This window comes from Mesorhizobium sp. M0189 (genome assembly GCF_040322135.1).
Classification (GTDB): domain Bacteria; phylum Pseudomonadota; class Alphaproteobacteria; order Rhizobiales; family Rhizobiaceae; genus Mesorhizobium.
This window is the reverse complement of record NZ_JAMYSW010000036.1, coordinates 1-22,089: the sequence shown is the minus strand read 5'-3', so window position 1 is coordinate 22,089 and position 22,089 is coordinate 1. Positions and strand designations below refer to the sequence as shown.

The 22,089-nt window shown below is 61.7% G+C and carries 26 protein-coding genes and 4 pseudogenes; 23 read left to right on the top strand and 7 right to left on the bottom strand.

Features of this window, described 5'->3' with window-relative positions; all coding sequences use genetic code 11:
- The 3 genes from NKJ09_RS31235 to NKJ09_RS31225 form a co-directional block, all read left to right on the top strand.
- Positions 1-202: hypothetical protein (locus NKJ09_RS31235; protein WP_352764614.1), on the top strand; the 202-nt coding region annotated here is incomplete at its 5' end.
- A complete protein-coding gene (locus NKJ09_RS31230) occupies positions 192-545 on the top strand; it encodes a protein kinase family protein (RefSeq protein WP_352516338.1) in 354 nt (117 codons plus the stop codon). The genes NKJ09_RS31235 and NKJ09_RS31230, both read left to right, overlap by 11 nt.
- Positions 488-1,087 carry a phosphotransferase gene (locus NKJ09_RS31225; protein WP_352496551.1) on the top strand — a complete coding sequence of 200 codons (600 nt, stop codon included), beginning with the start codon at positions 488-490 and terminating at the stop codon, positions 1,085-1,087. The genes NKJ09_RS31230 and NKJ09_RS31225 overlap by 58 nt, the downstream gene beginning before the upstream one ends.
- Positions 1,088-1,216: 129 nt before the next feature.
- Here the strand turns inward: NKJ09_RS31225 and NKJ09_RS31220 are convergent, their stop codons facing one another.
- Positions 1,217-1,456 carry a hypothetical protein gene (locus NKJ09_RS31220; protein ID WP_352496552.1) on the bottom strand — a complete coding sequence of 80 codons (240 nt, stop codon included), beginning with the start codon at positions 1,454-1,456 and terminating at the stop codon, positions 1,217-1,219.
- A gap of 45 nt (positions 1,457-1,501) precedes the next feature.
- Here NKJ09_RS31220 and NKJ09_RS31215 point away from each other — a divergent pair, with 45 nt between their 5' ends.
- The gene (locus tag NKJ09_RS31215) at positions 1,502-1,891 is read left to right on the top strand and encodes an antitoxin Xre/MbcA/ParS toxin-binding domain-containing protein (RefSeq protein ID WP_031195508.1); all 390 of its coding nucleotides are present in this window, start codon (positions 1,502-1,504) and stop codon (positions 1,889-1,891) included.
- The gene (locus NKJ09_RS31210) at positions 1,888-2,406 is read left to right on the top strand and encodes an RES family NAD+ phosphorylase (protein ID WP_352496553.1); all 519 of its coding nucleotides are present in this window, start codon (positions 1,888-1,890) and stop codon (positions 2,404-2,406) included. The genes NKJ09_RS31215 and NKJ09_RS31210 overlap by 4 nt, the downstream gene beginning before the upstream one ends.
- 116 nt (positions 2,407-2,522) lie before the next feature.
- On the opposite strand, the pseudogene NKJ09_RS31205 reads toward NKJ09_RS31210, so the two are convergent.
- Positions 2,523-2,691: pseudogene (locus tag NKJ09_RS31205) on the bottom strand (integrase); the annotation flags it as partial.
- 268 nt (positions 2,692-2,959) lie between these two features.
- On the opposite strand from NKJ09_RS31205, the gene NKJ09_RS31200 reads away from it, so the two are divergent.
- The 6 genes from NKJ09_RS31200 (at position 2,960) to NKJ09_RS31175 (ending at position 9,136) form a co-directional block, all read left to right on the top strand.
- Positions 2,960-3,769, top strand: a complete 810-nt coding sequence (locus NKJ09_RS31200) for a class I SAM-dependent methyltransferase (protein ID WP_352496554.1) — start codon at positions 2,960-2,962, stop codon at positions 3,767-3,769.
- 613 nt (positions 3,770-4,382) lie between these two features.
- Complete coding sequence (locus tag NKJ09_RS31195) at positions 4,383-5,651, top strand: amino acid ABC transporter substrate-binding protein (RefSeq protein ID WP_352496555.1); 1,269 nt, start codon at positions 4,383-4,385, stop codon at positions 5,649-5,651.
- Between the two features lie 161 nt (positions 5,652-5,812).
- Positions 5,813-6,685, top strand: a complete 873-nt coding sequence (locus NKJ09_RS31190; RefSeq protein WP_352496556.1) for a branched-chain amino acid ABC transporter permease — start codon at positions 5,813-5,815, stop codon at positions 6,683-6,685.
- Between the two features lie 8 nt (positions 6,686-6,693).
- Positions 6,694-7,680, top strand: a complete 987-nt coding sequence (locus NKJ09_RS31185; RefSeq protein ID WP_352496557.1) for a branched-chain amino acid ABC transporter permease — start codon at positions 6,694-6,696, stop codon at positions 7,678-7,680.
- The gene (locus tag NKJ09_RS31180; protein ID WP_352496558.1) at positions 7,677-8,423 is read left to right on the top strand and encodes an ABC transporter ATP-binding protein; all 747 of its coding nucleotides are present in this window, start codon (positions 7,677-7,679) and stop codon (positions 8,421-8,423) included. The genes NKJ09_RS31185 and NKJ09_RS31180 overlap by 4 nt, the downstream gene beginning before the upstream one ends.
- Positions 8,420-9,136 carry an ABC transporter ATP-binding protein gene (locus NKJ09_RS31175; RefSeq protein WP_352496559.1) on the top strand — a complete coding sequence of 239 codons (717 nt, stop codon included), beginning with the start codon at positions 8,420-8,422 and terminating at the stop codon, positions 9,134-9,136. Before NKJ09_RS31180 ends, NKJ09_RS31175 begins: the two co-directional genes overlap by 4 nt.
- Positions 9,137-9,266: 130 nt before the next feature.
- Here the strand turns inward: NKJ09_RS31175 and NKJ09_RS31170 are convergent, their stop codons facing one another.
- Positions 9,267-9,506, bottom strand: coding sequence for a hypothetical protein (locus tag NKJ09_RS31170; protein WP_352496569.1), 240 nt, complete (start codon positions 9,504-9,506; stop codon positions 9,267-9,269).
- Positions 9,457-9,606 (bottom strand): annotated as a pseudogene (locus NKJ09_RS32620) (ISNCY family transposase); the annotation flags it as partial. The gene NKJ09_RS31170 and the pseudogene NKJ09_RS32620, both read right to left, overlap by 50 nt.
- 103 nt (positions 9,607-9,709) lie before the next feature.
- On the opposite strand from NKJ09_RS32620, the gene NKJ09_RS31165 reads away from it, so the two are divergent.
- Entirely contained in the window at positions 9,710-9,880 is a 171-nt protein-coding gene (locus tag NKJ09_RS31165) for a hypothetical protein (protein ID WP_023723176.1), read from the top strand.
- A gap of 52 nt (positions 9,881-9,932) precedes the next feature.
- Here NKJ09_RS31165 and NKJ09_RS31160 read toward each other — a convergent pair whose 3' ends face one another.
- Positions 9,933-10,199 carry a response regulator transcription factor gene (locus NKJ09_RS31160; RefSeq protein ID WP_352536477.1) on the bottom strand — a complete coding sequence of 89 codons (267 nt, stop codon included), beginning with the start codon at positions 10,197-10,199 and terminating at the stop codon, positions 9,933-9,935.
- 141 nt (positions 10,200-10,340) lie between these two features.
- Here NKJ09_RS31160 and NKJ09_RS31155 point away from each other — a divergent pair, with 141 nt between their 5' ends.
- The 6 genes and pseudogenes from NKJ09_RS31155 to NKJ09_RS32615 all read left to right on the top strand — a co-directional run.
- On the top strand, positions 10,341-10,796 hold the full coding sequence (locus NKJ09_RS31155) for an SRPBCC family protein (RefSeq protein ID WP_352496561.1): 456 nt from the start codon (positions 10,341-10,343) through the stop codon (positions 10,794-10,796).
- 200 nt (positions 10,797-10,996) lie between these two features.
- A complete protein-coding gene (locus NKJ09_RS31150) occupies positions 10,997-12,055 on the top strand; it encodes an adenylate/guanylate cyclase domain-containing protein (RefSeq protein WP_352496562.1) in 1,059 nt (352 codons plus the stop codon).
- Positions 12,056-12,937: 882 nt separating this feature from the next.
- Entirely contained in the window at positions 12,938-13,366 is a 429-nt protein-coding gene (locus NKJ09_RS31145; RefSeq protein ID WP_352496563.1) for an SgcJ/EcaC family oxidoreductase, read from the top strand.
- 70 nt (positions 13,367-13,436) lie between these two features.
- Positions 13,437-13,622 (top strand): hypothetical protein, encoded by a 186-nt coding sequence (locus NKJ09_RS31140; protein ID WP_156948243.1) that lies wholly within the window; start codon positions 13,437-13,439, stop codon positions 13,620-13,622.
- 645 nt (positions 13,623-14,267) lie between these two features.
- Complete coding sequence (locus NKJ09_RS31135) at positions 14,268-16,013, top strand: adenylate/guanylate cyclase domain-containing protein (protein WP_352496564.1); 1,746 nt, start codon at positions 14,268-14,270, stop codon at positions 16,011-16,013.
- Between the two features lie 161 nt (positions 16,014-16,174).
- A pseudogene (locus tag NKJ09_RS32615) lies at positions 16,175-16,311 on the top strand (integrase); the annotation flags it as partial.
- Positions 16,312-16,987: 676 nt separating this feature from the next.
- On the opposite strand, the pseudogene NKJ09_RS31130 reads toward NKJ09_RS32615, so the two are convergent.
- Positions 16,988-17,202, bottom strand: a pseudogene (locus NKJ09_RS31130) (LacI family transcriptional regulator); the annotation flags it as partial.
- A gap of 309 nt (positions 17,203-17,511) precedes the next feature.
- On the opposite strand from NKJ09_RS31130, the gene NKJ09_RS31125 reads away from it, so the two are divergent.
- The 5 genes from NKJ09_RS31125 (at position 17,512) to NKJ09_RS31105 (ending at position 21,673) form a co-directional block, all read left to right on the top strand.
- The gene (locus NKJ09_RS31125) at positions 17,512-18,234 is read left to right on the top strand and encodes an SDR family NAD(P)-dependent oxidoreductase (protein ID WP_352496565.1); all 723 of its coding nucleotides are present in this window, start codon (positions 17,512-17,514) and stop codon (positions 18,232-18,234) included.
- The gene (locus tag NKJ09_RS31120; protein ID WP_352496566.1) at positions 18,231-19,307 is read left to right on the top strand and encodes an S-adenosylmethionine:tRNA ribosyltransferase-isomerase; all 1,077 of its coding nucleotides are present in this window, start codon (positions 18,231-18,233) and stop codon (positions 19,305-19,307) included. The genes NKJ09_RS31125 and NKJ09_RS31120 overlap by 4 nt, the downstream gene beginning before the upstream one ends.
- 695 nt (positions 19,308-20,002) lie before the next feature.
- A complete protein-coding gene (locus NKJ09_RS31115; RefSeq protein ID WP_352483936.1) occupies positions 20,003-20,611 on the top strand; it encodes a 2-hydroxychromene-2-carboxylate isomerase in 609 nt (202 codons plus the stop codon).
- 400 nt (positions 20,612-21,011) lie between these two features.
- Positions 21,012-21,278, top strand: coding sequence for an AbrB/MazE/SpoVT family DNA-binding domain-containing protein (locus NKJ09_RS31110; RefSeq protein WP_031194881.1), 267 nt, complete (start codon positions 21,012-21,014; stop codon positions 21,276-21,278).
- Entirely contained in the window at positions 21,275-21,673 is a 399-nt protein-coding gene (locus NKJ09_RS31105) for a type II toxin-antitoxin system VapC family toxin (protein ID WP_352516340.1), read from the top strand. Before NKJ09_RS31110 ends, NKJ09_RS31105 begins: the two co-directional genes overlap by 4 nt.
- Before the next feature lie 88 nt (positions 21,674-21,761).
- Here NKJ09_RS31105 and NKJ09_RS31100 read toward each other — a convergent pair whose 3' ends face one another.
- The gene (locus NKJ09_RS31100; protein ID WP_352548635.1) at positions 21,762-21,935 is read right to left on the bottom strand and encodes a ricin-type beta-trefoil lectin domain protein; all 174 of its coding nucleotides are present in this window, start codon (positions 21,933-21,935) and stop codon (positions 21,762-21,764) included.
- Positions 21,936-22,089 lie beyond the last annotated feature (154 nt).

Genomic DNA, 22,089 nt, shown 5'->3' with positions numbered 1-22,089 from the left:
AATCGGTGATTGCAACGTCACCACCGTGCCATGGCCGCTCGCCCTTCAGAGCAAGCGCCGTTCTCTCTCCAAAACTTTTTGCAGAACCTTCAGGACACTATCGAAGATTTTGATGGCATCGGTGGAGGTAGGACAAGAGTGTGGAATGCCTCGGGTGCTGCGCATATTCGAGCTCGGCAGGACGAGAATTCATGATGCATGACGACCAGGTGGATATCGACATCGATATCGCCCGCCAGATGATCCGCGACCAGTTTCCCCAGTATCGTCATGAAGACATCTCCTCAGTTAGATCGTCGGGAACCGTCAATGCCATCTTCCGCATTGGCTCGAAGAGCACGGCGCGGTTCCCACTGAGGGCGATGAATCCGACCGAATGCGCCAATATGCTTCGGTCAGAGGCCGCTGCCATGGTCGAGATTGGGGAACATTGCTATTTCCGACGCCTCAACCGATTGGGCTCGGCGAGCCAGGTCCTCACTACCCAATGCCATGGGCGTTACAAACTTGGATTGAAGGCGAGGTTGCCACGCCGCACGGGCTAAGTGGATCGACGACGTTCGCCCTAGACCTTGTACACCTCGTGGCATCGTTGCGCCAAGCGGACACACGGGGCCGACGCTTCGACGGGCAAGGACGTGGTGGACATCTCTCCGATCATGACGATTGGATGAGTGTTTGCTTTGAAAACAGCGAGGGCCTTCTTGATGTGGCTCGACTGCGCGATTTGTGGACTCGCTTCCGGGAGTTGCCATCCGCTGGGCCTGTCGTGATGACTCATAGGGACCCTATCCCAGCAAACCTTCTCGTGCAGGGCGGGCGTCTTGTCGGAGTGCTTGATGGCGGCAGTTTCGGACCAGCCGACCCGTCGCTAGATTTGGTAGTCGCGTGGCATCTTCTAGACCGCGAGCGAAGAGCGACCTTTCGGTGCGGCCTTCAGGTTGAAGATCTTTGGTGGAAGCGTGGTGTTGCTTGGGCATTCCAGCAGACAATGGGTCTCGTCTGGTATTACCATCGCACCAACCCCGCCATGAGTGCGCTGGGGCGCAGCACGATCTCTCGCATTCTCGACGATCCGGACATCTGAATCGCGCAGTCCCTCCGTCGGGACGGACGTTCGTTTCCTAAACGGGGTTTGTCTACCATGCGCCGGAGTGTCGCGAGACACCGAACCAACTGCTCGCGGCGCCAATCGCGCACATCACGAGGATATCGCTCAAACTTTTGATCGGCCACCAACCTCCTCCCTCCGCTTGCCTTCGTCTTTGAAAGACAACGTCAGCGTTTCGTGCAATTTGCCGAGTGTGCCGTCCTTGCGAAAACGAATTCCCTGGAGGACGAAGGTGACATGCCCGCTGGACGAGATCTGGCGGGTGCTGTCGCCCGGGGCACGCGTCCAGAAGCCGCCAAACAACGCCATGCGCTTGGGGGCTTGAAACCAGTCGAAAAGCGCCATATGTTTTGCACAGTAAATACGGCTGCTAATATGACAAGGAACTCCATGGGGCAAGCCCTCAAGAAATCCATGCAGAATGAACCCCTGGTTTTGTCCTATATGGACCGTGCCGGGAAAATTGCCGTTGACCAGGTGGCCGACAGCTTTGGAATGTCCAAGGGTCAGTTGGCTCAGACGGCCGGGCTTGCCCGCGAAACCCTCTATCGGCTGGAGCGCAGCCGCACGGCAAAGACGCAGGGGCGTCTGCGCGAGATGCTCGAAATCATCAGCCGCGTGACGGATTGGGCGGGAGGCAAGGAACAGGCCATGGCCTGGTACCGAGCCCAGCCGCTGCCGGCATTCGGTGGACGCACCGCCGAAGCCCTCGTGAAGGACGGCAAGGCCGCTGCTATTCGCGACTACCTCGATCACATGGCCCTGGGTGGCTTTGCTTGAGGTTTGTCGGAACCTGCTACAGGGCGCATGATCCACGTTGGGCATTCAAGCCGAGTTCCGGTGATGGAGCGGCGATCAGGGGCGCTCGATTCAATCCCAAAGGTGTGCCCGCGCTATATCTGGCGCTGACCGTCATGACGGCTGTCAAGGAAGCCAACCAGGGCTTCGCGCATCGCATCGACCCCTGCGTGCTGTGCTCTTATGAGGTGGACTGCGAGGACATCACTGATCTGACAACCGAGCAGGGCAGGGGAGAATCTTCTGTCACGCTTGCGGACATGGGGAGCGCCTGGGCCACGGCTCTCAGCAACGGAGAGCGACCTGCATCCTGGTCCATCTATGACCGGCTGCGGCCTGAAGGCATCGCTGGAATTCTGGTGCCGAGTTTTGCTCCGGGCGCGGAGACGGAAGACCGCAATCTGGTGCTATGGGACTGGGGTCCCGATCTTCCGCACAAAGTGAACGTGTTCGATCCGAGCGGTCGGCTGCCGAAAGACCAGCTGTCCTGGCGATGAAACAGGCCCGGAGGCTCCGGGGCAGCCCGAATGGCCGAAAACCAATCTTTTGGCGCTCAGGGTGAGGCCGTTCGCGCGAACCTGAGCGGCGGAACAACGGCAGAGCAGGGGGTTCGTTAGAGGCCGGAAGCCCTGGTCAGGTTGATGCGGAAGCGATGTCTGCGACGCTGATAGCGGCGGGTCATCTCCGCGGAGGCATGGCCGAGCTGTTTTTGCACATAGCGTTCGTCGACCTCGGCCGACGAGGCCAGCGCGCAGCGAGTGGCCGGCGAATTTGACGATGCGGGCCATTGTCGAGAAGCCCGGACAAGGCGCAGCAATGACGATGATCGAATTTTCTCTTCAAAGGCGGGGTTCGAATAGGACAACTAGGACTAGCAGCCCCGCCAGCGCGTGTTCCTGCTGGCCGCTGTCCCAGCGTTAGCGCGAGGGCCTGGCTCCCACGCCCTGCATCGTCAGCGACCGATCGGGAGCACGGGCTGCTCCGCAGACTCGACTTCATATCAGCTGGCGCTAATTATCGTCCCCTGGGTGAAAAAACCTTAGAGGCGACATGCTGAAACCATCAAGGAAGAACAATGTTCGAGAAAGCCGACTTCTATCTCTTTTTCGCAGCTATGGTGATCGTATCACAGTACGGCGGGTCACACGCAAACTTCATTCGTACCGAGATTGGCTCAGAGCCTTTGCCCTGACGCTCCTCCCGATGAGCAAGGCTCATCACTGCAATGCCTGCGATCGCGATGTCGCGGCTTTTTACCGTTTCGGAGCGTACACTCTTATCTGCCCGCTTTGTCATGCCGTGGATCGTGAGCGGTTTTTGATTTGTGCTCTAGACCGTAGGCTTATCAAGTTGCCGGCGGGGCAGCTTGAAATTCTCCAGATTGCGCCGAGCGAGAAGGGTCTTTCAAAGAGACTCTCTCAAGCGGGCAATCTAATCAAAGCCGATTTCGAGCCGGGACGGTACGGCCCCGATACCGTGAAAATTGACCTGATGGACATGCGTCGCACCAGCGATCTCGATATCGTCGTCTTAAGTCATGTCATGGAACACGTACCTGATGATCGGCATGTGTTTCGGCAACTTTGGTCATCTCTTAAGCCCCGAGGGCAGGTCTGGATCCAGGTGCCGCTTATTTATCGCCAAACGATCGAAGCGACGCCATCTATGTCACTGAGCGAGCGCGACGAGCGCTTTGGTGGATCGGATCACGTGCGAGCCTACGGACCGGATATCAAGGAGCGTATCGAGGACGCCGGCTTTACGGTCACCCGAATAAATTCAGATCGTATACCCGCCGCGGATCGCGACCGGCTTGGGCTTCTCTCCGATACTCTCTTTGTGGCAGAACGGCCCGAGTAACCCAATTTGGAATGAACTTGTCCGCTTGGGCCTGCCTTCGGGCGCCGGGCCGGCTTTGCCCAGCCAACCCGGACGCGAGCGGACAGATTTGGTTCCGTGGGGCTCCATCTTCGAAACTGCGGCGACCGTTTTAAAGAAATCAAAAGGCTGCCGAAGGCGTCATCTTGGCGAAGAGGCCATGATCGGCGAATCCCACCCCTCCGCGACCATGATCCGAGGGCTATCTCGCGCCTTGCCTCTCAAAAAGTGGTTTGTCTACCATGCGACGGAGCGTCGCGAGGAACATAAATCAATAGAAAAATCAATGTCTTAATGACTAGACCTTCGTTCCTTGATGCCTCGCAAACTTGTCTAGGTGCAGAATAGGAGCCGCGTCTACAACTGCTCGCGGCGCCAATGGCGCCCAAAAGGCATACGTCGACGAAGCTGGTGCACGACGAGGCATTGAGCATCCACAGCCTGCGGCGCCTCTACGCGTTGATGACCCGAAGCCGCCTTACGCATTGCCTGTTGACCCAGGCATATCTTCTCTGTCCGCACAAAAGGCATACAGTGGTATAAACAGGAGATATCGTCGGTTTCCAATCTGATAACGGATGAAGGGAGTTGAGTGATGTTCACGAACAGCAAACGTTTTTCGCGCCGTCGGTTCCTCGGCGTCAGCGCCGGCGCCTTCGCAGCCGGCCCGTTGGGCCCGTTTGTGCGAGCGGCATGCGCGCAGGTGACGACATTCAAGGCCGGCGTTATCACCTCGCTGTCGGGCGAGAACATCCTCGGCGGCAACCTGACCAAACGCGGTTACGACCTATGGGCGGAGGCCGTCAACGCCAAGGGCGGGGTTGAAGTCGCCGGCGAGCGTTTCAAGGTCGACATGTTCTACGGTGACGACCAAAGCAACCCGGCGACCGGCGCGGATGCCGCCGAGCGCCTGATCGTCCAGAATGAGGTCGACGTGCTATTCGGCCCTTACACCAGCGGCTCGACTATCGCCGTGCAGCCGATTTGCCAGAAGTACCAGGTGCCGATGATTTCCGGCTCCGCGGAATCCCCAAACGTCTGGAAGGCCAAGCCGGAATTCAACTTCGGCATCATCCCGGCCGTGGACACCACTGCGGGTAAATCGCTGGCCGTGCTGGCGAAACTGTCTAACCCCATGGCCAAGACGATTGCTGTGATCGGCGTCAACGAACCCTTCTCGAAGGAAACCGGCGAAGGTTTTCGCGACGGGGCCAAGGAGGCCGGATTGGAAGTCGTCGCCTACGAATTGGTGCCGGCCTCTGGCGACCTTACTCCCGTCATCTCTAAGATCGCAGCGCTCAATCCCGATATCGTCGCCGTCGGCGGCCATGAGGAGCCGCTGATCAATGTCGTCAAGACCTCCAAGTCGCTGAACTTCCGGCCCAAGGCGCTGATAATGCACTATGGCGTCACCGACCCGGCCTTCGCCCAGGCGCTCGCCGCGGACGCCGACGGTACCTGCGGCGTCTCCGTGTGGCTGCCGTCGGTTTCATATAAGGACGACTTCTTCGGCACCGCAAAGGAGTTTGCCGAGATGGCGCAAAAGAAGTCCGGGCACGAGCCCGACTATACCGAAGCGGCCTGCGCGGCCAGCGGTCTCGTTTTCGGCGATGCCGTCAAGCGGCTTGGCAAGAAGCCGGGGCTCACGCCTGAAGACAGGGTTGCTCTTAAGGACGCGATAGCCGCGACCGACATCCAGACCTTCTACGGACCGATCAAGTTCGAGAAGGAAGGCAACCACTACCACGACAACGTCCAGCCGGTGCCGGTGCTGATCCAGATTCAGGGTGGCAAGACCGTAGCGGTGGGGCCGAAAGAGGCCGCGGCAGCGGACCTCACCTACCCGCTGCCAGCTTGGAAATAGCCGGTTCTGGACAGGGTGGGGGCGGCCTCGTCGCCATCACCCTTGCCCGGCGCAATGACGGTGGTTGCGCGTGCTCGGAAAATGACGGACCATGCTATCGTGTGTACGGCCGCTTTGCCGCGGCACTCTGCCCTTTCGTTGGCTGACGGACGGTTCCCGCGTTGGATCTATTCCTACAGACCTTGCTGAACGGCCTTCTGATCGGCGGCGTCATCGCCACTTTTACGATCGGTTTCCAGCTCGCTTTCGGCGTGCTGCATGTCATCGATTTCGCGGTGGGCGGCTGGGTCGTGCTGGGCGGCTATCTCGGCTACTATATGGGTGCCGGACTGGGTGTCGACGGATTCCTGGCGATCCCCGTGGCCTTCATGCTGTTCGGCGCCATCGGCTATCTGATTGGGCCGATCCTCTACAATGTCCGCAACAGCCGCACGGCGCGGCCGGAATTGATGGCGCTGGCGTTGACCTTCGGCCTGTTCACGCTACTGCGCGGCGGCATGCTGACCGCGTGGGGCTTCAATACCCACAGCGTGCCGACCGTGTTGAGCGGCGAGAGCCTCGCCGTCGGGCCCGTGACGGTGCCCCTGATCCGCGTGGCCGCGGCGGTCTTCGCGATCGCCATCGCCGGCGGACTGTTCCTGTTCCTCTACCGCACCCGCTATGGGTTGGCGATCAGAGCGACGGCTGAAAACCGGCAGAACGCCGCACTGATGGGCGTCAACATCCGCCGCCTCAGCGCCACTGTTTACGGGCTCTACGCAGGCATCACTGCCATGGCCGGCGTACTAATGGGTGCAATCTTTTCAGTGAACCCGGAAGTCGGCCTGCGCTATACTCTGTTCGCATTTTTCGTGGCTGTGCTTGCCGGCTTGGGCTCCGTCGGCGGTGCCCTCGTCGCCGCGCTGCTGCTCGGCGTCATCGAAGCCTTCGTCGCGACCTATGTCGGGTCGAGCTATTCGCTGCTGGCGATCTTCGGCACCCTATTCCTCGTCCTTCTCGTGTCTCCGCGCGGGATCCTGCGGCACGGCTTGTGAGGCGGGACATGAAGCCACGCTGGGCCGTCCTCCTCCTGCTGATCGCCGTAATCGTTGTGCTGGCGCTGCTGCCGATGCTGGTCAACAACTACTGGCTGCGCATTGCCACTGGCGCGCTGATGTGGGCGGGGCTGGCCTGCTCCTGGAACATGCTCGGCGGCTATGCCGGCTACATCAATTTCGGCCATTCGGCCTTCTTCGGGCTCGGCGCCTATGTTACGGCGCTGCTGATGGGCGACAGGCTCGCCTGGCCCTTCTTCGCCACCCTCCCGGCCGGTATCGTGGTGACGGCGCTGTTTGCCATCATCATCGGCGCGCCGACGCTGCGCCTGCGCGGCGCCTATTTCGCCATAGCCACCTGGGCCTTCGCCGAGGTGCTCATACAGTTCGCCTCGGTGATGGACTTCACCGGCGGCATCGGCGGCATTGGGCTGCCGCCCTTTCTTGACGAGCGCTTCTTCTACTTCGCCATGTTCGGCGCGGCTGCGCTCACCTATCTCATTACGTGGGCGCTGTTCGAGCGCTCGCGTTTCGGGCTGAAGGTCAAGGCACTGCGCGATCATGAGCCGGCGGCCGAGGCTATCGGTATCAATACTTCGCTGGTCAAGCTGCAGACCTTCGTGCTCAGTGCCGTCACCGCCTCGGTATTTGGCGCGATCTTTGCCTACTGGGTCACGTTCATCAATCCGAAAAGCGTCTTCGGCGGCGACATCACCGATCAGATGGTGGTGATGGTGCTGCTGGGCGGGCTGGGCAGCCTGTGGGGGCCGGCATTGGGCGGTGTGGCGCTCTTTGTCGTAAACCGCATCATCTGGATGTACTGGGGTGACACCGCGTTCTATATCGCCATATTGGGCGCGGCCATCGTGCTGGTGGTGCTGTTTCTGCCGAACGGCATCGTCGGCATGTTTTCGAGGCGCGTGGCCAAGTCTGGCGCCGTGCTGGACAAGGCGGTCGGCAATCTTGTCGGCGGCGGCCCGGGACGGCCCAGTTGAGCGCCGCCGAGGGCAAAACTTCTGGCACCGGCGAACCTATTCTCGTCGTGCGCGAACTCCACTGCCATTTCGGCGGCATCAAGGCCGTCAACGGTGTCTCCCTGGACGTCGGTCGGCGCGAGATCGCCGGCCTGATCGGGCCTAACGGGTCTGGCAAGTCGACTCTGTTCAACCTGATATCGGGCACGGTGACGCCGGATCGTGGCCAGATCCGCTTCGACGGTCACGAAATCGGCGGCCGAAAGGCTCACACGATCGCGCGGCTGGGGCTTGCTCGCACCTTCCAGATTCCGGCCATGTTTGACAATATGAGCGTCACCGAAAACCTGCTGGCGGCTGCGGCCGAGGGCCACTGGCGGGGCGCGCGCGAACGGGCGGCCGATACGCTGGCGCTGCTCAAGCTGGAGCATGTCGCAGACAACCGCGCATCCGATCTTTCGGGCGGCCAGCAGAAACTGCTGGAGTTCGGGCGCGTTGTGATGCGCCAGGCCTCGCTCATTCTGCTCGACGAGGTGACAGCGGGCGTGCATCCCAGCATCCGCAAGATCATCGTGGAGGCCATCGCGCGGCTGCGCGAGCGCGGCACCACCGTCCTGGTCATCGAGCACGACATGGAAATGGTGCGGAACGTGTGCGACCGCATCATTGTCATGGATGCAGGCCGTGTCGTGGCCACCGGGCCTTTCAACGACATCGTTCGCAATTCGGAAGTTATGCAGACCTATCTGGGGCGGCCACAATGAGCACCACGCTCACCGCCGACAACATCGTCGCCGGCTACGGCAAGCAGGAGATCGTCCATGGCGTCTCGCTGAGCGCGGAAGCTGGCAAGATTACCTGCATCTTCGGGCCGAACGGCAGTGGCAAGTCGACCCTGCTCAAGGCCATTGTCGGCGCGCTGCCGGTGTGGAGCGGTACGGCGCGCCTGGGTGAATCAACACTCTCCAACCTTGCCGTCCATGAAGTGGTGCGCCAGGGTCTGGTGTTGATGCCGCAGGGCGGCGGTGTGTTTCCGCGCCTGACAGTGATGGAGAATTTGCGCATGGGTGGCTACGCCATCGCGGACCGGCGGATAGTCGAGCAGCGCATCGAGGCGCTGATCGAGCAATATCCCTCTTTAGCACGGCGGCGGCGTACCGCGGCCGGTTCGCTTTCGGGCGGCGAGCAGGCAATGCTTGCGCTGGCGCGGGCACTGGTTTCGGAACCGCGCTTCATTCTGCTGGACGAGCCTTCCGCCGGATTGTCGCCGGCCATGGTCATCGAGACGCTCGAACGCATTACCACCCTCACCGCGCACGGCATTGGCATCGTGATGGTGGAGCAGAACATCCGCGAGGCGATGCCGATTGCGGACAAGCTTTACATCCTGGCGGCCGGCGAAAAGCGCTTCGAGGGGACGCGTCGGGACGTGCGCGACGACCGGCAGATCATGGAAATCTATATGGGGGGAGCGTGAGAGAAGCGGTCGACACCCCAGCGCGAGTTGCAAATGCCAAATGTGGCTTGGCGGTTAGTTGTAAGAAGGCGGTCATTTTCGGCAGTCAATTGGGAGAATGATCAGGCTGAGTTCGTTGTCGTACAGAAGTTCAAGCCTGCTGCTCAGAACCTGAACACTCGCCCTGTGGCCGACTCGGCGAGACCTTTGCGTCGAGCAACATTTCCGTTCTCATATCCAACTCCCGTCGTTCGTTTCGTGGAATGCCGAAGATATCGCCGCAAAGGGGAATGTTCAGATCACCGGCCCGGCGCTTCGCCGAAGCCACCGGCAGGATCGTCCTTGCCAAAGCGAGCGTTGAAGTCCGCCATGAACTCAGGCGCATAAGCATTGGTCTCCTTTGATCGTGCTGATGACGCGCAGGCGCAGTGCCTTCACAAGCCGGTCCTGGAGTGTCTGATGGCGCGCTCAACACGTCCTTTGAGAACCGGCACGCGTCCGCCTGCAGAATAATAGAGAGATGGTCCCGAAATGGATGTTGCGTAGGAGCCCGGGATCGACGGGCGTCACTGCAGCACTTCTTGATGGACTATCATGTCCGCGGCCCGCTGGCCGATCATCATACTGGGCGCATTGGTGTTGCGGCCGATCAACTTCGGCCGCGTCCAGGAGGGCAAGGGCCGCAAGGACCGCCACTCCACGATGTCGCCGCGACTGCACGAACTGCTCCGCGTCTGGTGGCGTGAGGGCGACGACGGGGCATGAAGCTGCCGCAGCTTGCCTGTTTCCGCGCCGAAACCCCGGTCACTGACGGGAATCAGCTACGCGTAGGAGCACCGCGCCAGTTTTGGCGCTTAGGTTCTGCGAATTTGCAGAGGTGCAGGTCGATGGTCTTTCCGCTGAGGCAGAGCTCATGAGCGATCACCTTATTCGACCTGCCGGTCGCCACCAGCCGCAGCACGTGCAGCTCGCGTGGCGTCAGCCCGAAACCAATCTCCGGTGATGCAACTGATCTCTGAGAATCGATCCTCGGGATATCGGATGCGGCACCCAACGCTTCGAACGCTCCCGAAGCGGAGCGCATGCGCCGCGGCTGTGATCGGCGAGTGCCCATCGGAATCTCGCCACACTTGTCACTCCAGAGTAGATGTCCGATCCTATTCTATCGCACGAGCAGCCAACTGGTTTACAATTGCTCCAACTGTCGCAACTATGGAGGAAGCCGATGCAAGAGGCCCTCGTCGTCCGCCGCGAGACACACATCCCGGCGCCCCCCGCTGCGCTGTTTGCCCTCCTGACCGATCCGGAGAAGATCCTGCGCTGGATGGGAACGGAGGCGCAGCTCGAGCCGCAGTCCGGCGGGCTCTATCTCGTCAATGTTACCGGGGCTCGCGTCGCTCGCGGCACCTTCCGGGAGGTGGTGCCGGTGCACCGTCTGGCATACAGCTTCGGCTGGGAAGAGAGCGATGAGGTGCCGCCGGGATCGAGCCTGGTTGAGATCGATCTGATCGAGCAGCCGGACGGAACGCTGCTGCGCCTGACCCACTCCGGCCTGCCCAATGCCGAGCAATGCGCCGGCCATGCGGAGGGCTGGGCTCATTACCTCGGCAGGCTGGGCGAGGTTGCAGCCGGGCGTGATCCCGGCCCGGATCCCAAATACGGCCACACGGGCAGGCGGTGACGGCCTTCCGCGCGCGATATCGCCGCCCGTGAGCCCGTTGCAATTTGACGGCGGATGCCGGCTCGCAGGGCGGGTCGAACCCGGCGCCATCGAGGATCGGACCGTACCAGCGCCGGGGGCGGGGGGATAGATCGGCGGGCCGGCTGCGCATCGTCACGGCGCGGATGACAGGCCGGGCGCGGTGGCCGCATAATCGCGCCATGGATCTGCCCGCGCCTCTCGCCTGGCTGGTGGACGAGGCCGGCGCCTCGGCCGCCCCCGACCGGTTTCTGGCCGAGCTCGGCGGCCGACTTCTGGCTGACGGCCTGCCGCTGGCCGGCGGCGCGCTGACGCTCGCGGTGCCGCATCCCATCATCACCCGCCGCACCTGGCTTTGGCGGGCGGAGACAGGGGCGGTGATCGAGGCGCTGAGCTTCGCCGGCGGTCCGCTCGGCCAGGCCGGGCGCGACTGGCTGGCGGAGCTCGGCACGGTGCAGGAGGGCCCGGTTGGCCGGGCGCCGGATAGTCCGGTGCTGGGCTGGGCTGGAACCCGGCCGTTCGGCCCCGCCGAGGCTGCCCGGCTGCGCCAGGCCGCGCGCTTCGCCGCGGCGCCCCTTGCCGCACTTGCGGCGCGGGCGGCGCTGACAGCGCTGCTCGAGGCTTATCTCGGCCGGCGCAGTGCCGCCCGGGTGCAAGGCGGGTCCCTGCGCCGCGGCACCGGAGAAACCATTCGCGCCGCGCTGCTCTATGCCGACCTGCGCGGCTTTACCGCCCTGTCCGAGTCAACCGAGCCCACGACGGTGATCGCCGCGCTCGACGCCTGGTTCGACCGCGTCGCCGGCGCGGTGCACGCCTTTGGGGGCGAAGTGCTGAAATTTATCGGCGACGGCATGCTGGCGATTTTCCCGGTCACCGCTGCGCCGGCCGAGGCCTGCGAGGCGGCGCTGCGCGCCGTCGTCGCCGCCCGCGCCGGCATGGCCCATCTCGATGCGGGGCGGCAGGCGCAGGGCCTGCCCCGGCTGCCGTTCGGCGCGGCGCTGCATCTCGGCGAGATGCTGTGGGGCAATATCGGCGCGGTCGACCGGCTGGATTTCACCGCCATCGGCCCCGCGGTCAACCTGGTCAGCCGGCTGGAGGGGCTATGCCGGCCGCTCGGCCGCTCGGTGCTGATCTCGGGCGCGCTCGCCGCCGAGATCACCACACCGCTGGTGCCGCTGGGCGAACACGTGCTGCGCGGCATCGCCGCGCCCTGCACCGTCTTCACCCTGCCGGATGCGTAATCGCGGTCCTGCGGGGCGGCGGCGTCAACCGCAGATTTGGTTAGCTTGATTTTGGCCATCTAGTCGTCTCCGAACGTCAAAAACTAGGAGCAGAATAGGGGCACTCAGACCCACTGCTCCGGACTACTGCCGCGTGCTAGAGAAAGGTCGAAGGCTCAAGAACGCAAGCTAAGTCCTTGCATCGTAGTGTCTTTTCGCATTTTTACTTGCAAACGGCGGACATGAACTTAGACGAAATTGGCGGGCTCTTAGTCGGCTTCCGCCCCCCTTCGGCGTCTGCATCCGGTACGGTTTCATCAAAGATGACCGACCAGACAACATCCATCAGCCTGCGGCGCCTGACGCCAGGATTGTCACTTGGGGGAAGGCCGGACTGGCGCCCTGAGCATTTGTGGCGCAACTGCGACGCATGGCATGTGCATGGAATGGCGCGAAGACGCCGTCCTCGGGCAAGGTGCGGCAACGCTATCATGTCACGATGATAGCCATCAATTCGCTCTTCTGCCGTGCAGACTTTGGTCTTCCGCTTGATTGGCGCGAACGCGACTTCCTATTCCAAGCGCGCTCGAATGCTTAGGCTCAGGTTTAAGGTGGCGGCGCATTGCGGTCTGGGCAATCAAGGGTTGAGCCTTCTTCACATGGAGAAGGCTGATCGCCAACGCCGCCATAACGTTCAACGAGTTTTGCGAATCCGTAGGCGAAGGCGGAAAGAAGCGCCAGGATACTATTCGGATGGCCATAGGGGATCGTAACAGGATCCCACATTGGATGTCGCAATTCCTCCGCTGCCGCTAGTGCGTCAATTTGAAATTTGACCTTTGCCGTGTCGCATCCGGTCCGGGCTCCTATATGCTTAGCGGAGGTACGCAGGAGACGTGGGTCATGAGCGTGACGTCTGATAAGCCCGAGCATGTCGCTACCGCTTTTGCGAACGCTTGGAACCGGCATGACATGGATGAGTTTGCGTCTCTGTTCGCTTCCGATGCTAATTTCGTTAACGTCGTAGGTGTTTGGTGGAAGAACCGATCCGAGATCGAAGCGGCGCACCGAGCCACCCATGACACCATGTTTCGGGATAGCCGATTAGAAGGCGATATCTCGTCGGTTGTGAAATTGGCTCCGGGGCTTGCTTCTGTTCATTACACTTGGACGCTAACGGGAGCATTTGCTCCGGACGGCTCCCCGGCCGGGGTTAGGAAAGGCATATTGCTTCTGATTGTCCAAGAAGGGCAGTCGGGATGGCGAATCAAGGTGGCTCAGAACACGGATATTGTTCCAGGCGCAATCGCCCCAGCCGGCTCGAAAGGCTAGCTCGCGCCAACCAGAGGCGGAACAGGGCGTCCGCCAGCGAGCCTGACCACCAATACGTATGCGTGCCGGAATGCCGAATTCGACTGGTTTGATCCTCGTCACCGAGGCCGTCAACGCCACGCGTACCGAATTCCTGGTCTTCGCCAAGGCCCATGGCGCCATGGACCTGAGGGTACCGGCCGAGGTGGGCGTCGTTGCGAAAGTGACTATCCTCGGCTCAGGCAAACTCGATTTCTCCGCCGTGACAAAATGGTGAGCGGCGAAGACATGAAGCCCGAGCGGCTTGACAATAGCCGACTGAGGAAGTCGGCGTGTTTGCCCAATCACATGCAACTAAGGCCATCTTGGCTCAAAGGTAGCCTTTGGCCGAGGTCGGTTCTGAATTGAAGCCGGCCTACATCTATCACGAAGTGAATGGCAGTTTTACGCTTCAATATCGGCCGCAGAGGCGGATTTTGCTTTCGCCCAAAAGCCAGACATCGCAGCTGACCATGCTGAAGGTCGCGCCCGCACCACCTGCCGACCTCAGCACCTCTATGCGCAAACGTCTGGTGTAATGCCCGATGCGCGCGCTCGCAGGCCATCTCGCTGTTACATCGCCGTGACAAAAGCACCGCCACGGTGGCGTCAACCGGTTACACAGGGCAAGAAATATCTCCGGCCTTCTGGGAGTGACGTGTCAGCGTCTCCAGAGGCTGCGTGGGCGCGGCGACTGGAACGCTCCACGCCTCGCAAGAGGGTTAGCGAAACCTCGTGAAGGCAAGGTCGAGCTGCGTTCTGCGTTCTATATCGGCGACGGCGGCGACTGGGAGAGATAGATACCATGCGCATGGGGCGTCTGGAAGTTGGCAGGACATGGACGCGGGGCGGCCCGCGTGCAGGCGCTTGGCTGAGCGGTGCAGTGACCACGCAGCGCCACCTCGCAGCGATCATGGCTTGCGACGTGGTCGGCTATTCGCGCCTGACGGAGCGCGACGAGCGCGGCACGCTCGAGCGGCTGAAGATGTACCGCAAGGACCTCCTCGAACAGCTGGTCTCTGTGCACCAGGGTCGGATCGTCAAGCTCACCGGCGACGGCATGCTGTGCGAGTTCGCGAGCGTCGTTAACGCGGTGACCTCGGCAATGGCGATTCAGCAGGCCCTGGCAGAACATGAGGCGGAGATGCCCGAGGAAGAGCGGATTCGCTTGCGCATCGGTGTCAATCTCGGCGACGTGGTCTGCGAGGAGGACGGCGACCTCTACGGTGACGGGGTCAACATCGCCGCCCGACTCGAAAGCATCGCCGATCCCGGCACCGTGGTCGTCTCCGGCACCGCGTACGACCACCTTCAGGGCAAGCTCGATTGCGGCTTCAGGCCGCTCGGCAACCTGCGCCTCAAGAACATCGAGCGGCCCGTGCGCGCCTACCGCGTCGAGTCCGACACCAGCGCCTCGGTGGCTGCATCGCCTCCCTTGCCCGAGAAACCCTCGATCGCGGTCCTGCCTTTCACCAACATGAGCGGCGACCCCGACCAGGAATACTTCGCCGACGGGCTGGTGGAGGACATCATCACGGGATTGAGTCGGGTGAACTCCTTCTTCGTGATCGCCCGCAACTCGTCCTTCACCTACAAGGGCCGGGCGGTAGACCTGCGCCAGGTCGGGCGCGAGCTGGGCGTCCGCTACGTGCTAGAAGGCAGCATCCGCAGAGCAGGATCGCGGGTGCGTATCAGCGGGCAGCTGGTGGACGCGATCAGTGGGCACCATGTCTGGACTGACCGCTTCGAGGGCGATGTGAGCGACATCTTCGACCTGCAGGACAAGGTGACCGAGAGCGTCGTCGGTGCGGTCGAACCGAGCATCCGGCTGCAGGAGATCAAGCAGGCGCGCATGAAACCGACCGAGTACATCAGCGCCTACGACCTCTACCTTCGCGCGCTGCCGCGCTTCTACAGCATGACGCGCGAAGGCTTTGCCGACGTGCGCCGGCTCACCAACGAGGCGCTCAGCATCGACCCTGGCTTCAACTTGGCGAAGGCACTCGGCGCCTATATCCGCAGCCTATCCGTGAGCCAGTGCTGGCACGAGCCCGACGATATCCGAGTCGCCGCGCGCATGGCGCGAGAGGTACTGGCGGAAGCGCGCGACGATCCCACGAGCCTACGCTTCGCCGCGCAGGTGATCGCCTACAGCGCGAAGGACTACGAGATGGCGTTGCGCACGATCGAGCGATCCCTGCTGCTCAACCCCAATTCGGCGCAGGGCCATACGGGCAGCGGCTGGGTGAACGCACATTCCAGCCGCCCGCTCGTCGCCATCGAGCACTTTCACAGGGCAATGCGGCTGAGCCCGATCGACCCCGAGAAGGGCATCGCGCTCTCCGGCATCGGGATGAGCTACCTGATGCTCGAGCGCTACGAGGAAGCGCTGGCATGGGGAGAACGCGCGCTGCACGAGATGCCGAACTACGGCTCCTCGCACCGGGTGGTGATCATGGCGCTGGTCAAACTCAACCGGCTGGACGAGGCGCAGGCGGCGGCGCGGCGTCTTATGAAGGCGTTCCCGACCTACACGCTCACCCTGCAGAGACAGATCAACCCGTGGCTGGACGAGGTGTTCGCCGAGCGTTATGTCGAGGCGCTGGGCATCTCCGGCGTGCCAGAGTGATCGTCGCAGTTGCAAAGATGCCCGGCGAGGCGACGTTCCCTTGACCTGCGTCGCTTCTGGAAGGCCAGTTCTCTGGCGGCTTGTCTTAGGACTGAGCGCGTAGAGCAGCGTGAACAGCCGGCGAGCTCTCCGTTGAATTCGCGTCGAGCTTCCGGTTTCGATCCGCTTCTTATAAGGCAACAGGCAACCTCCGGGCGGTTCAGATCCTGCTTGGGCACACCGAGATCGAGAATACGGTTCGCCATCCGGATGTCGAGGTCGGGGACGCGCTCACATCGCCGAGGGAACCGAGATCTGATCACGATGGCCTCTCGACTTCGCGGAGAGGTCATCATGTTCTGAAAGCCACCGCTCAGTTACGGGGCTCGATTTCCGCAATGCGTCGCATCACAGCCGTTCGGCATGGAAGATGGTCATCCCGAAAACCGCCGGTCCACTGTCGCCCATCAAAGGCGGAACTATGCGGCGTTGAGGCGCTAGGCGAATTTGCGCCTCGTCTCGGCGGTTGAGACGAGCTCTGCTACTTCCTGAAAGCGGTCGCTAGCGGCGATCACAAGTCAGATCCGGCCGAGCACCCAGAGGGAAAGCGCCCACCGGAGCAGCAGCCAGAGATGCGGTGTTGGCATTTTCGGGCCCCCTGAATCCGGCCCGGCTGAGTTTGATGGAGAAGTTCGAACAGGCGCCAGGCATTAATCGGCAGCAGCACCAGTTCCATCAGGCTCAGGGTAGGCTGCCGATGAGGGGCGCCATAGGCGGCAAAGCACAAACAGCTCAGCACCGCCGTTATGCGCAGCCACAGCATGGCTTCATTGAGGCTTCATTGAGTAGGTGAGAACGGCGAAGAAGCTTCCGAGGAAGCCGATCGTCTCGGTCCAGATCATGATCATATTTCTTTGGTTGAGTGAAGCCGGTGCGCCTTGGTCAGCCGGAGAAGCCGCCGTCATCGAGAAAACGTCTCCGCGTCCGCCGTTCCTCTCCTGGTCGCGGCTGGCACTGACCACGACCGAGCATTGGCCCCGGCTGCGCACATGTCCTCAAAAGTCTGCGCCATGGCGGAGAAGTAACGATTGTCGTGGATGGGCGGCATCAGTCCGACCAGGCCCGATCGCGAGCCTCCCAAGCCCCGCGCCTGCAGATTGGTAGTGTACTGGTGGCGTTCGGCGAGGCTGAGAATTGTTTCCGCCGCCGCAATCCGATGGCGCTTGCACGGCGACACGCTTCCTTCACCGGCCTGATAATCACGGCGAACTCGGAGCCGATCGCCTCGATCGACAGCCAATACGCGGCGTCAAGACGATAAGGCGATCCGGCTCGGCATGATCGCGGCTGCGCTTGCGCCCGTTCCGGCCCGCTCGCATGCGATCAGCCCGCTGGCCGACAAGGCGAAGGTGCGCCTCGATACGTGAGTCTGGTCGGCATCGATCCACGGAATGATGCTTGACCTCAAGTTAACTTCAGCTTGTACCAATAAGTTGTACGGATTGAAGGAGTATCGTCAATGCTGACCAACATTGATCTTCAGGGACTTCGTGTAGCAGTCACCGGCGGCACGTCCGGCCTAGGACTGGCGCTTGTCCGGCAGCTTGCCAGAGAGGGTGCGTTCGTCGCCTTCGTTGCCCGCACTGCCGCGAACGTCGAACGCATCGCTGACGAGACGGGCGCACATGGCATCGTCGGCGACGTCGGCAAAAAGGACGACATCTACCCGATCGCGTTGCAGGTCACCGCGAGCCTAGGCGGGCTCGACGTTCTGATCAACAATGCGTCGAGCCTCGGGCCCGTTCCACTGGCGCTCCTTGCCGATACCGAGTGCGAGGAGCTGGAAAAAGCGCTCGCGGTCAACCTCGTCGGCGCGTTCCGGCTGACGAAAGCACTGTTCGGTGCACTTGCCGCGTCCGCGCGCGAGGACCGTGGCGCGCTGGTGATCAACATTTCCAGCGACGCGGCGGTGAACGCTTATCCCGGCTGGGGCGCGTATGGTGTGAGCAAGGCCGCTCTTGCTCACCTGACGGCGATTTGGGACGAGGAGGCGAAGGCCGACGGCATCCGGCACCTCGCGCTCGACCCCGGCGATATGGACACCCCGCTGCACGCGCTGGCGCTTCCTGACGCCGATCCGTCGACATTGAAGCGTCCCGACCTGGCTGCTGCCGAGATCATCGAAAAGATGCTCGATACGTTGCCGGCCGGCGCAACACTTCTCGCCGAGACACGCGGATGATTGCCGCCGACCGTCCGGATCGGCGCGCCGCCAGGCTGCTCGTCGTGGAGGCGGACGGCGCGACGCGCGACCTGCCGCGCACTGAACTCGCGATACTGTTCGATGCCGGCGATCTGGTCATCGCCAATGACGCCGCGACCTTGCCTGCCAGCTTGCGCGGCACGCACCTTCCCAGCAACGAGGCGATCGAGATCCGCCTGGCAGGCTGGCTGACATTTCCCGACCCAACCAACTTCCTGGCGATTGCCTTCGGCGCGGGCGATCACCGCATGCGCACGGAAAATCGGCTGCCTCCGCCCCCGCTATCACCAGGCGATCACCTCCGGCTCGGCCGGCTTGAAGCCGTCATAGAGCGCCTTCTCGACCATCCTCGCCTTCTCGAATTGCGCTTCCGAGGCAACCGCGCAGCGGTGCTTGCAGGAGTGGCGCAGCACGGCCGGCCGATCCAATATGCGAATGTTCGCGAACCGTTGGCACTTTGGAATGTTTGGACGAAGATTGCCGCCGGGCCGGTGGCGTTCGAGGCGCCATCGGCAGGGTTCGCACTCGACTGGCGCACGCTCCAGGCCTGGCGTCGGCGAGACGTGGGCTTCGCAACACTCACCCATGCCGCGGGCGTGTCTTCCACCGGGGACCCCGCGCTCGACTTGCGCCTCCCTTTCGACGAGCCGTACCGCATTCCCGAGCGCACGGCGGCCCAGGTCGCGCGGGCGAAGCTCCGCGGAAGCCGCATCATCGCAATCGGCACGAGCGTGGTGCGCGCGCTTGAGGCAGCTGCCAACCCCGACGGCAATGTGCGTGCCGGAAATGGCATTGCGACCGGGCGTATCGCGCTGGGCACGCCACTTCGCGTGGTCGATGCGATTCTCACAGGCGTCCACCAGCCCGGCGAAAGCCATTTCGAGCTGCTGCGCGCCTTTGCCTACGATGCTCTGCTCGCCAAGGCCTCCGCAGCCTTCGCCGAGCACCGATATCGCACGCATGAATTCGGCGATTCCATGCTGCTCAATCGCCAACGGCTGGATCGATCGCGGACAGAACAGGAAGTGCGCGAGACGAAGCCTCTACTCTAGGCGATCCGATGATCTTGGATTTCCAGGGCTTTCGAAAACGACATTTTGATTAAGTAATTGATCTAAAACAACTATTTCGACACTAGTAACTTCGACTCTAGGGGTCCGGAGTTCGAATTTCGTCGCCGGGAGTCACGCGCGAGCTGCGGCTGAGACGCGGAAAGGCCCGCGCTCTGTGCCGCGGTGATCGTCACGTCACCAATGCCTATTCGCCGCGCCAGGGTGAGCCGGGAGCGACGATGGCGGTATTCAAGTTGACGCTAATACAATATTGCCTACGCTCCAACGTTGGGCGATAGTGTGCGTCGGGAGACAGGAGGCTATAGTTGGCTTTAGCTTAGACTTTGCCCAATCACGAGAGAATACTTTGCAGCTCGTGAACCGGCTCAAGGCAGCAGCTTGTGCTTCAGCCTAGGCGGAAGATGCCAGGTGGATCGTCTCTTCCACTGTAACGTTGCGTGGTTGGGAAGCAATTCGGCAAGCCTTTTCACAGAACGAAGACAGGGATCTCGCTTGCGCAATACAGGAACTCAGCAATTACCCTGATGTTTGGGCAGGATGCCTTCGATGCGCCATGACGACCAGGAAACTGGGAGGCGACGCGTGAAGTCTTGGTAAGGGCAGCTGGCAGCGTAGTGGTGGCGTCGACGATCGCGTGAACGCCCGGGCTCTAGACAGTGTCGAGGAGACAGCGGATGAGGCAACTCGAATTTTTCTATTTCCTTGGGAGTGGTTATGCATACCTCTCCGTCATGCGTATCGGCTCTTTGGCGAGGGACGCTGGCATTACCGTCAGATGGCGTCCATTCAATGTCCGCACCGTCATGGCGGAAAACAACATTGCGCTTCGCTCGCAGACCGCCAAGGTCAAATACATGTGGCGTGACGTGCAGCGCAGGGCGCGAACTCACGCGCTACCCTTCGTAACTGCGCCCATCTGGCCAACCGACCCCGACCTTCTGGCCAACAGGGTTGCGATGGTCGCCGCGGAAGGCGGCTGGTGTGAGGACTATACAATCGAGAGCTTCAAGGCTTGGTATTTGGAGGGCGTGGCCCTCGGCGACAGAGCCCACCTTGAACACGTGCTTCGGCCACTCGGCAAAGACGTGGATGCGGTGATCGCTCAGGCCAACGCACCCGCCGCCCACGAGCGGCTCAAGATGGAAACCGATGCGGCGCGCGAATACGGAATTTTCGGTTCGCCTGCGTTCGTGGTAAATGGCGAAATTTTTTGGGGAGACGACCGGCTCGAAGAAGCGCTTTCTTGGGCAACCGGTCGGCATCGGTTGCAAGATGTCCATTAGCACGGAAGTGCGCGAGCCCCTTGGATCCGCCAATCGTGGCTGACCTGCCCTGTTTGTCCGCTATGAGCGAATTCGCCAAGGTGATGGTCGTTTCTGGCCGGCGGCGGAAAATCTGAAGAAGATCGCAGAGCAGATGGAGGGCAGCGGTCCAGACCGGCCGCAACGTCGAAAAAGCTATCTCGAGATACTCGAAGCGACCGTTCGTGATCCACTCGACGTTGGGAAATCAACCAATCTGCCGAACTAGGGGGCGAGAGCGAATCCACAGTGCCTGGCGGCTTTCTAAACGGCAGGAATGCGATTCTGTCGCCGCATGGACGCCGAGCTTGGCCCCGACGATCTGCATTGATAATAATGCAGATTTGCATTATCTTATTGCGATGAACAGGAAATGTTTAATATGACAACGTTGACAGTGACGACAAGGGGACAGGTGACGTTCCGCAAGGACGTGCTGCAACATCTGGGCATCAAGCCGGGCGAGAAGATCGAGCTTGATCTGCTGCCCGACGGTCGGGCGGAATTGAAGGCGGCACGGGCGAAAGGGTCATTCCGGGACCTCCACGGCTTCCTCAGAGGCAAGACGAACGGCCAGGTGCTCAGCATCGAGGAGATCAACGAGGCGATAGCGGAAGCGGGCGCCGCGGCCGGGTCCGGCAAGGAATGAGGGTTACGGCCGACACGAATGTGCTGCTGCGCGCCTATGTCGCCGATGATGAGGGGCAGGCGGCCGTTGCCGTCGACCTGCTGGCCAAAGCGGACATCGTGGCCGTGAGCTTGCAGGCCTTGTGCGAGTTCGCCTGGGTTCTGGCCAGGCAATACCAGACAGAGCGCGAAAATATTGCCGCGGCGATCCGGGCGTTGCTGAACACCGCGAATGTTGTCGTCAACCGGCCGGCAGTTGAGGCAGGGCTGTCAGTCCTCGATGCCGGCGGCGATTTCGCGGACGGCGTGATCGCTTTTGACGGCGGCTGGCTTGGCGGGGAGACTTTCGTCTCGTTTGACCGGAAGGCCGCCAAACTGCTTTCGGCGCAGGGACAATCCGTACAGCTTCTTTCCTAAGTTTTCCGCGGTGGTCTTTCGCACTGCGCTGTCGCGTCTGTTAGAGGCTGCTGCGAGGGAATCGAATTCTGTTTGTCCCGTGCCACAATCATCTAGGTGCGGCAGGCAGGAGAGGCAGGTGCCAAATCTGATTGCGCGTGCCGGGAGTGCAGCTTTCCATTGTGAACTGTGCGCCGTCATGCGCGGTCAAGCATAGGCCGGAAGCACGACTCCTAAGTTGGCCGCCAGTATGATCCCAGCGTTGATTGCTTCCTGCTGGCAGGAATGGACGATCACGTTCGAACCGGGTAGCCGGGCATTGGGGGTGTTTGTGGGAACTGTCAGGAATTCTGTGCGCGAGGCCGGTTTCGTCATTGGCTGACGAACCTTTCGCCGAAGACGACGGCGAACTGGGTCTTGGCCTCGAACCATTCGCG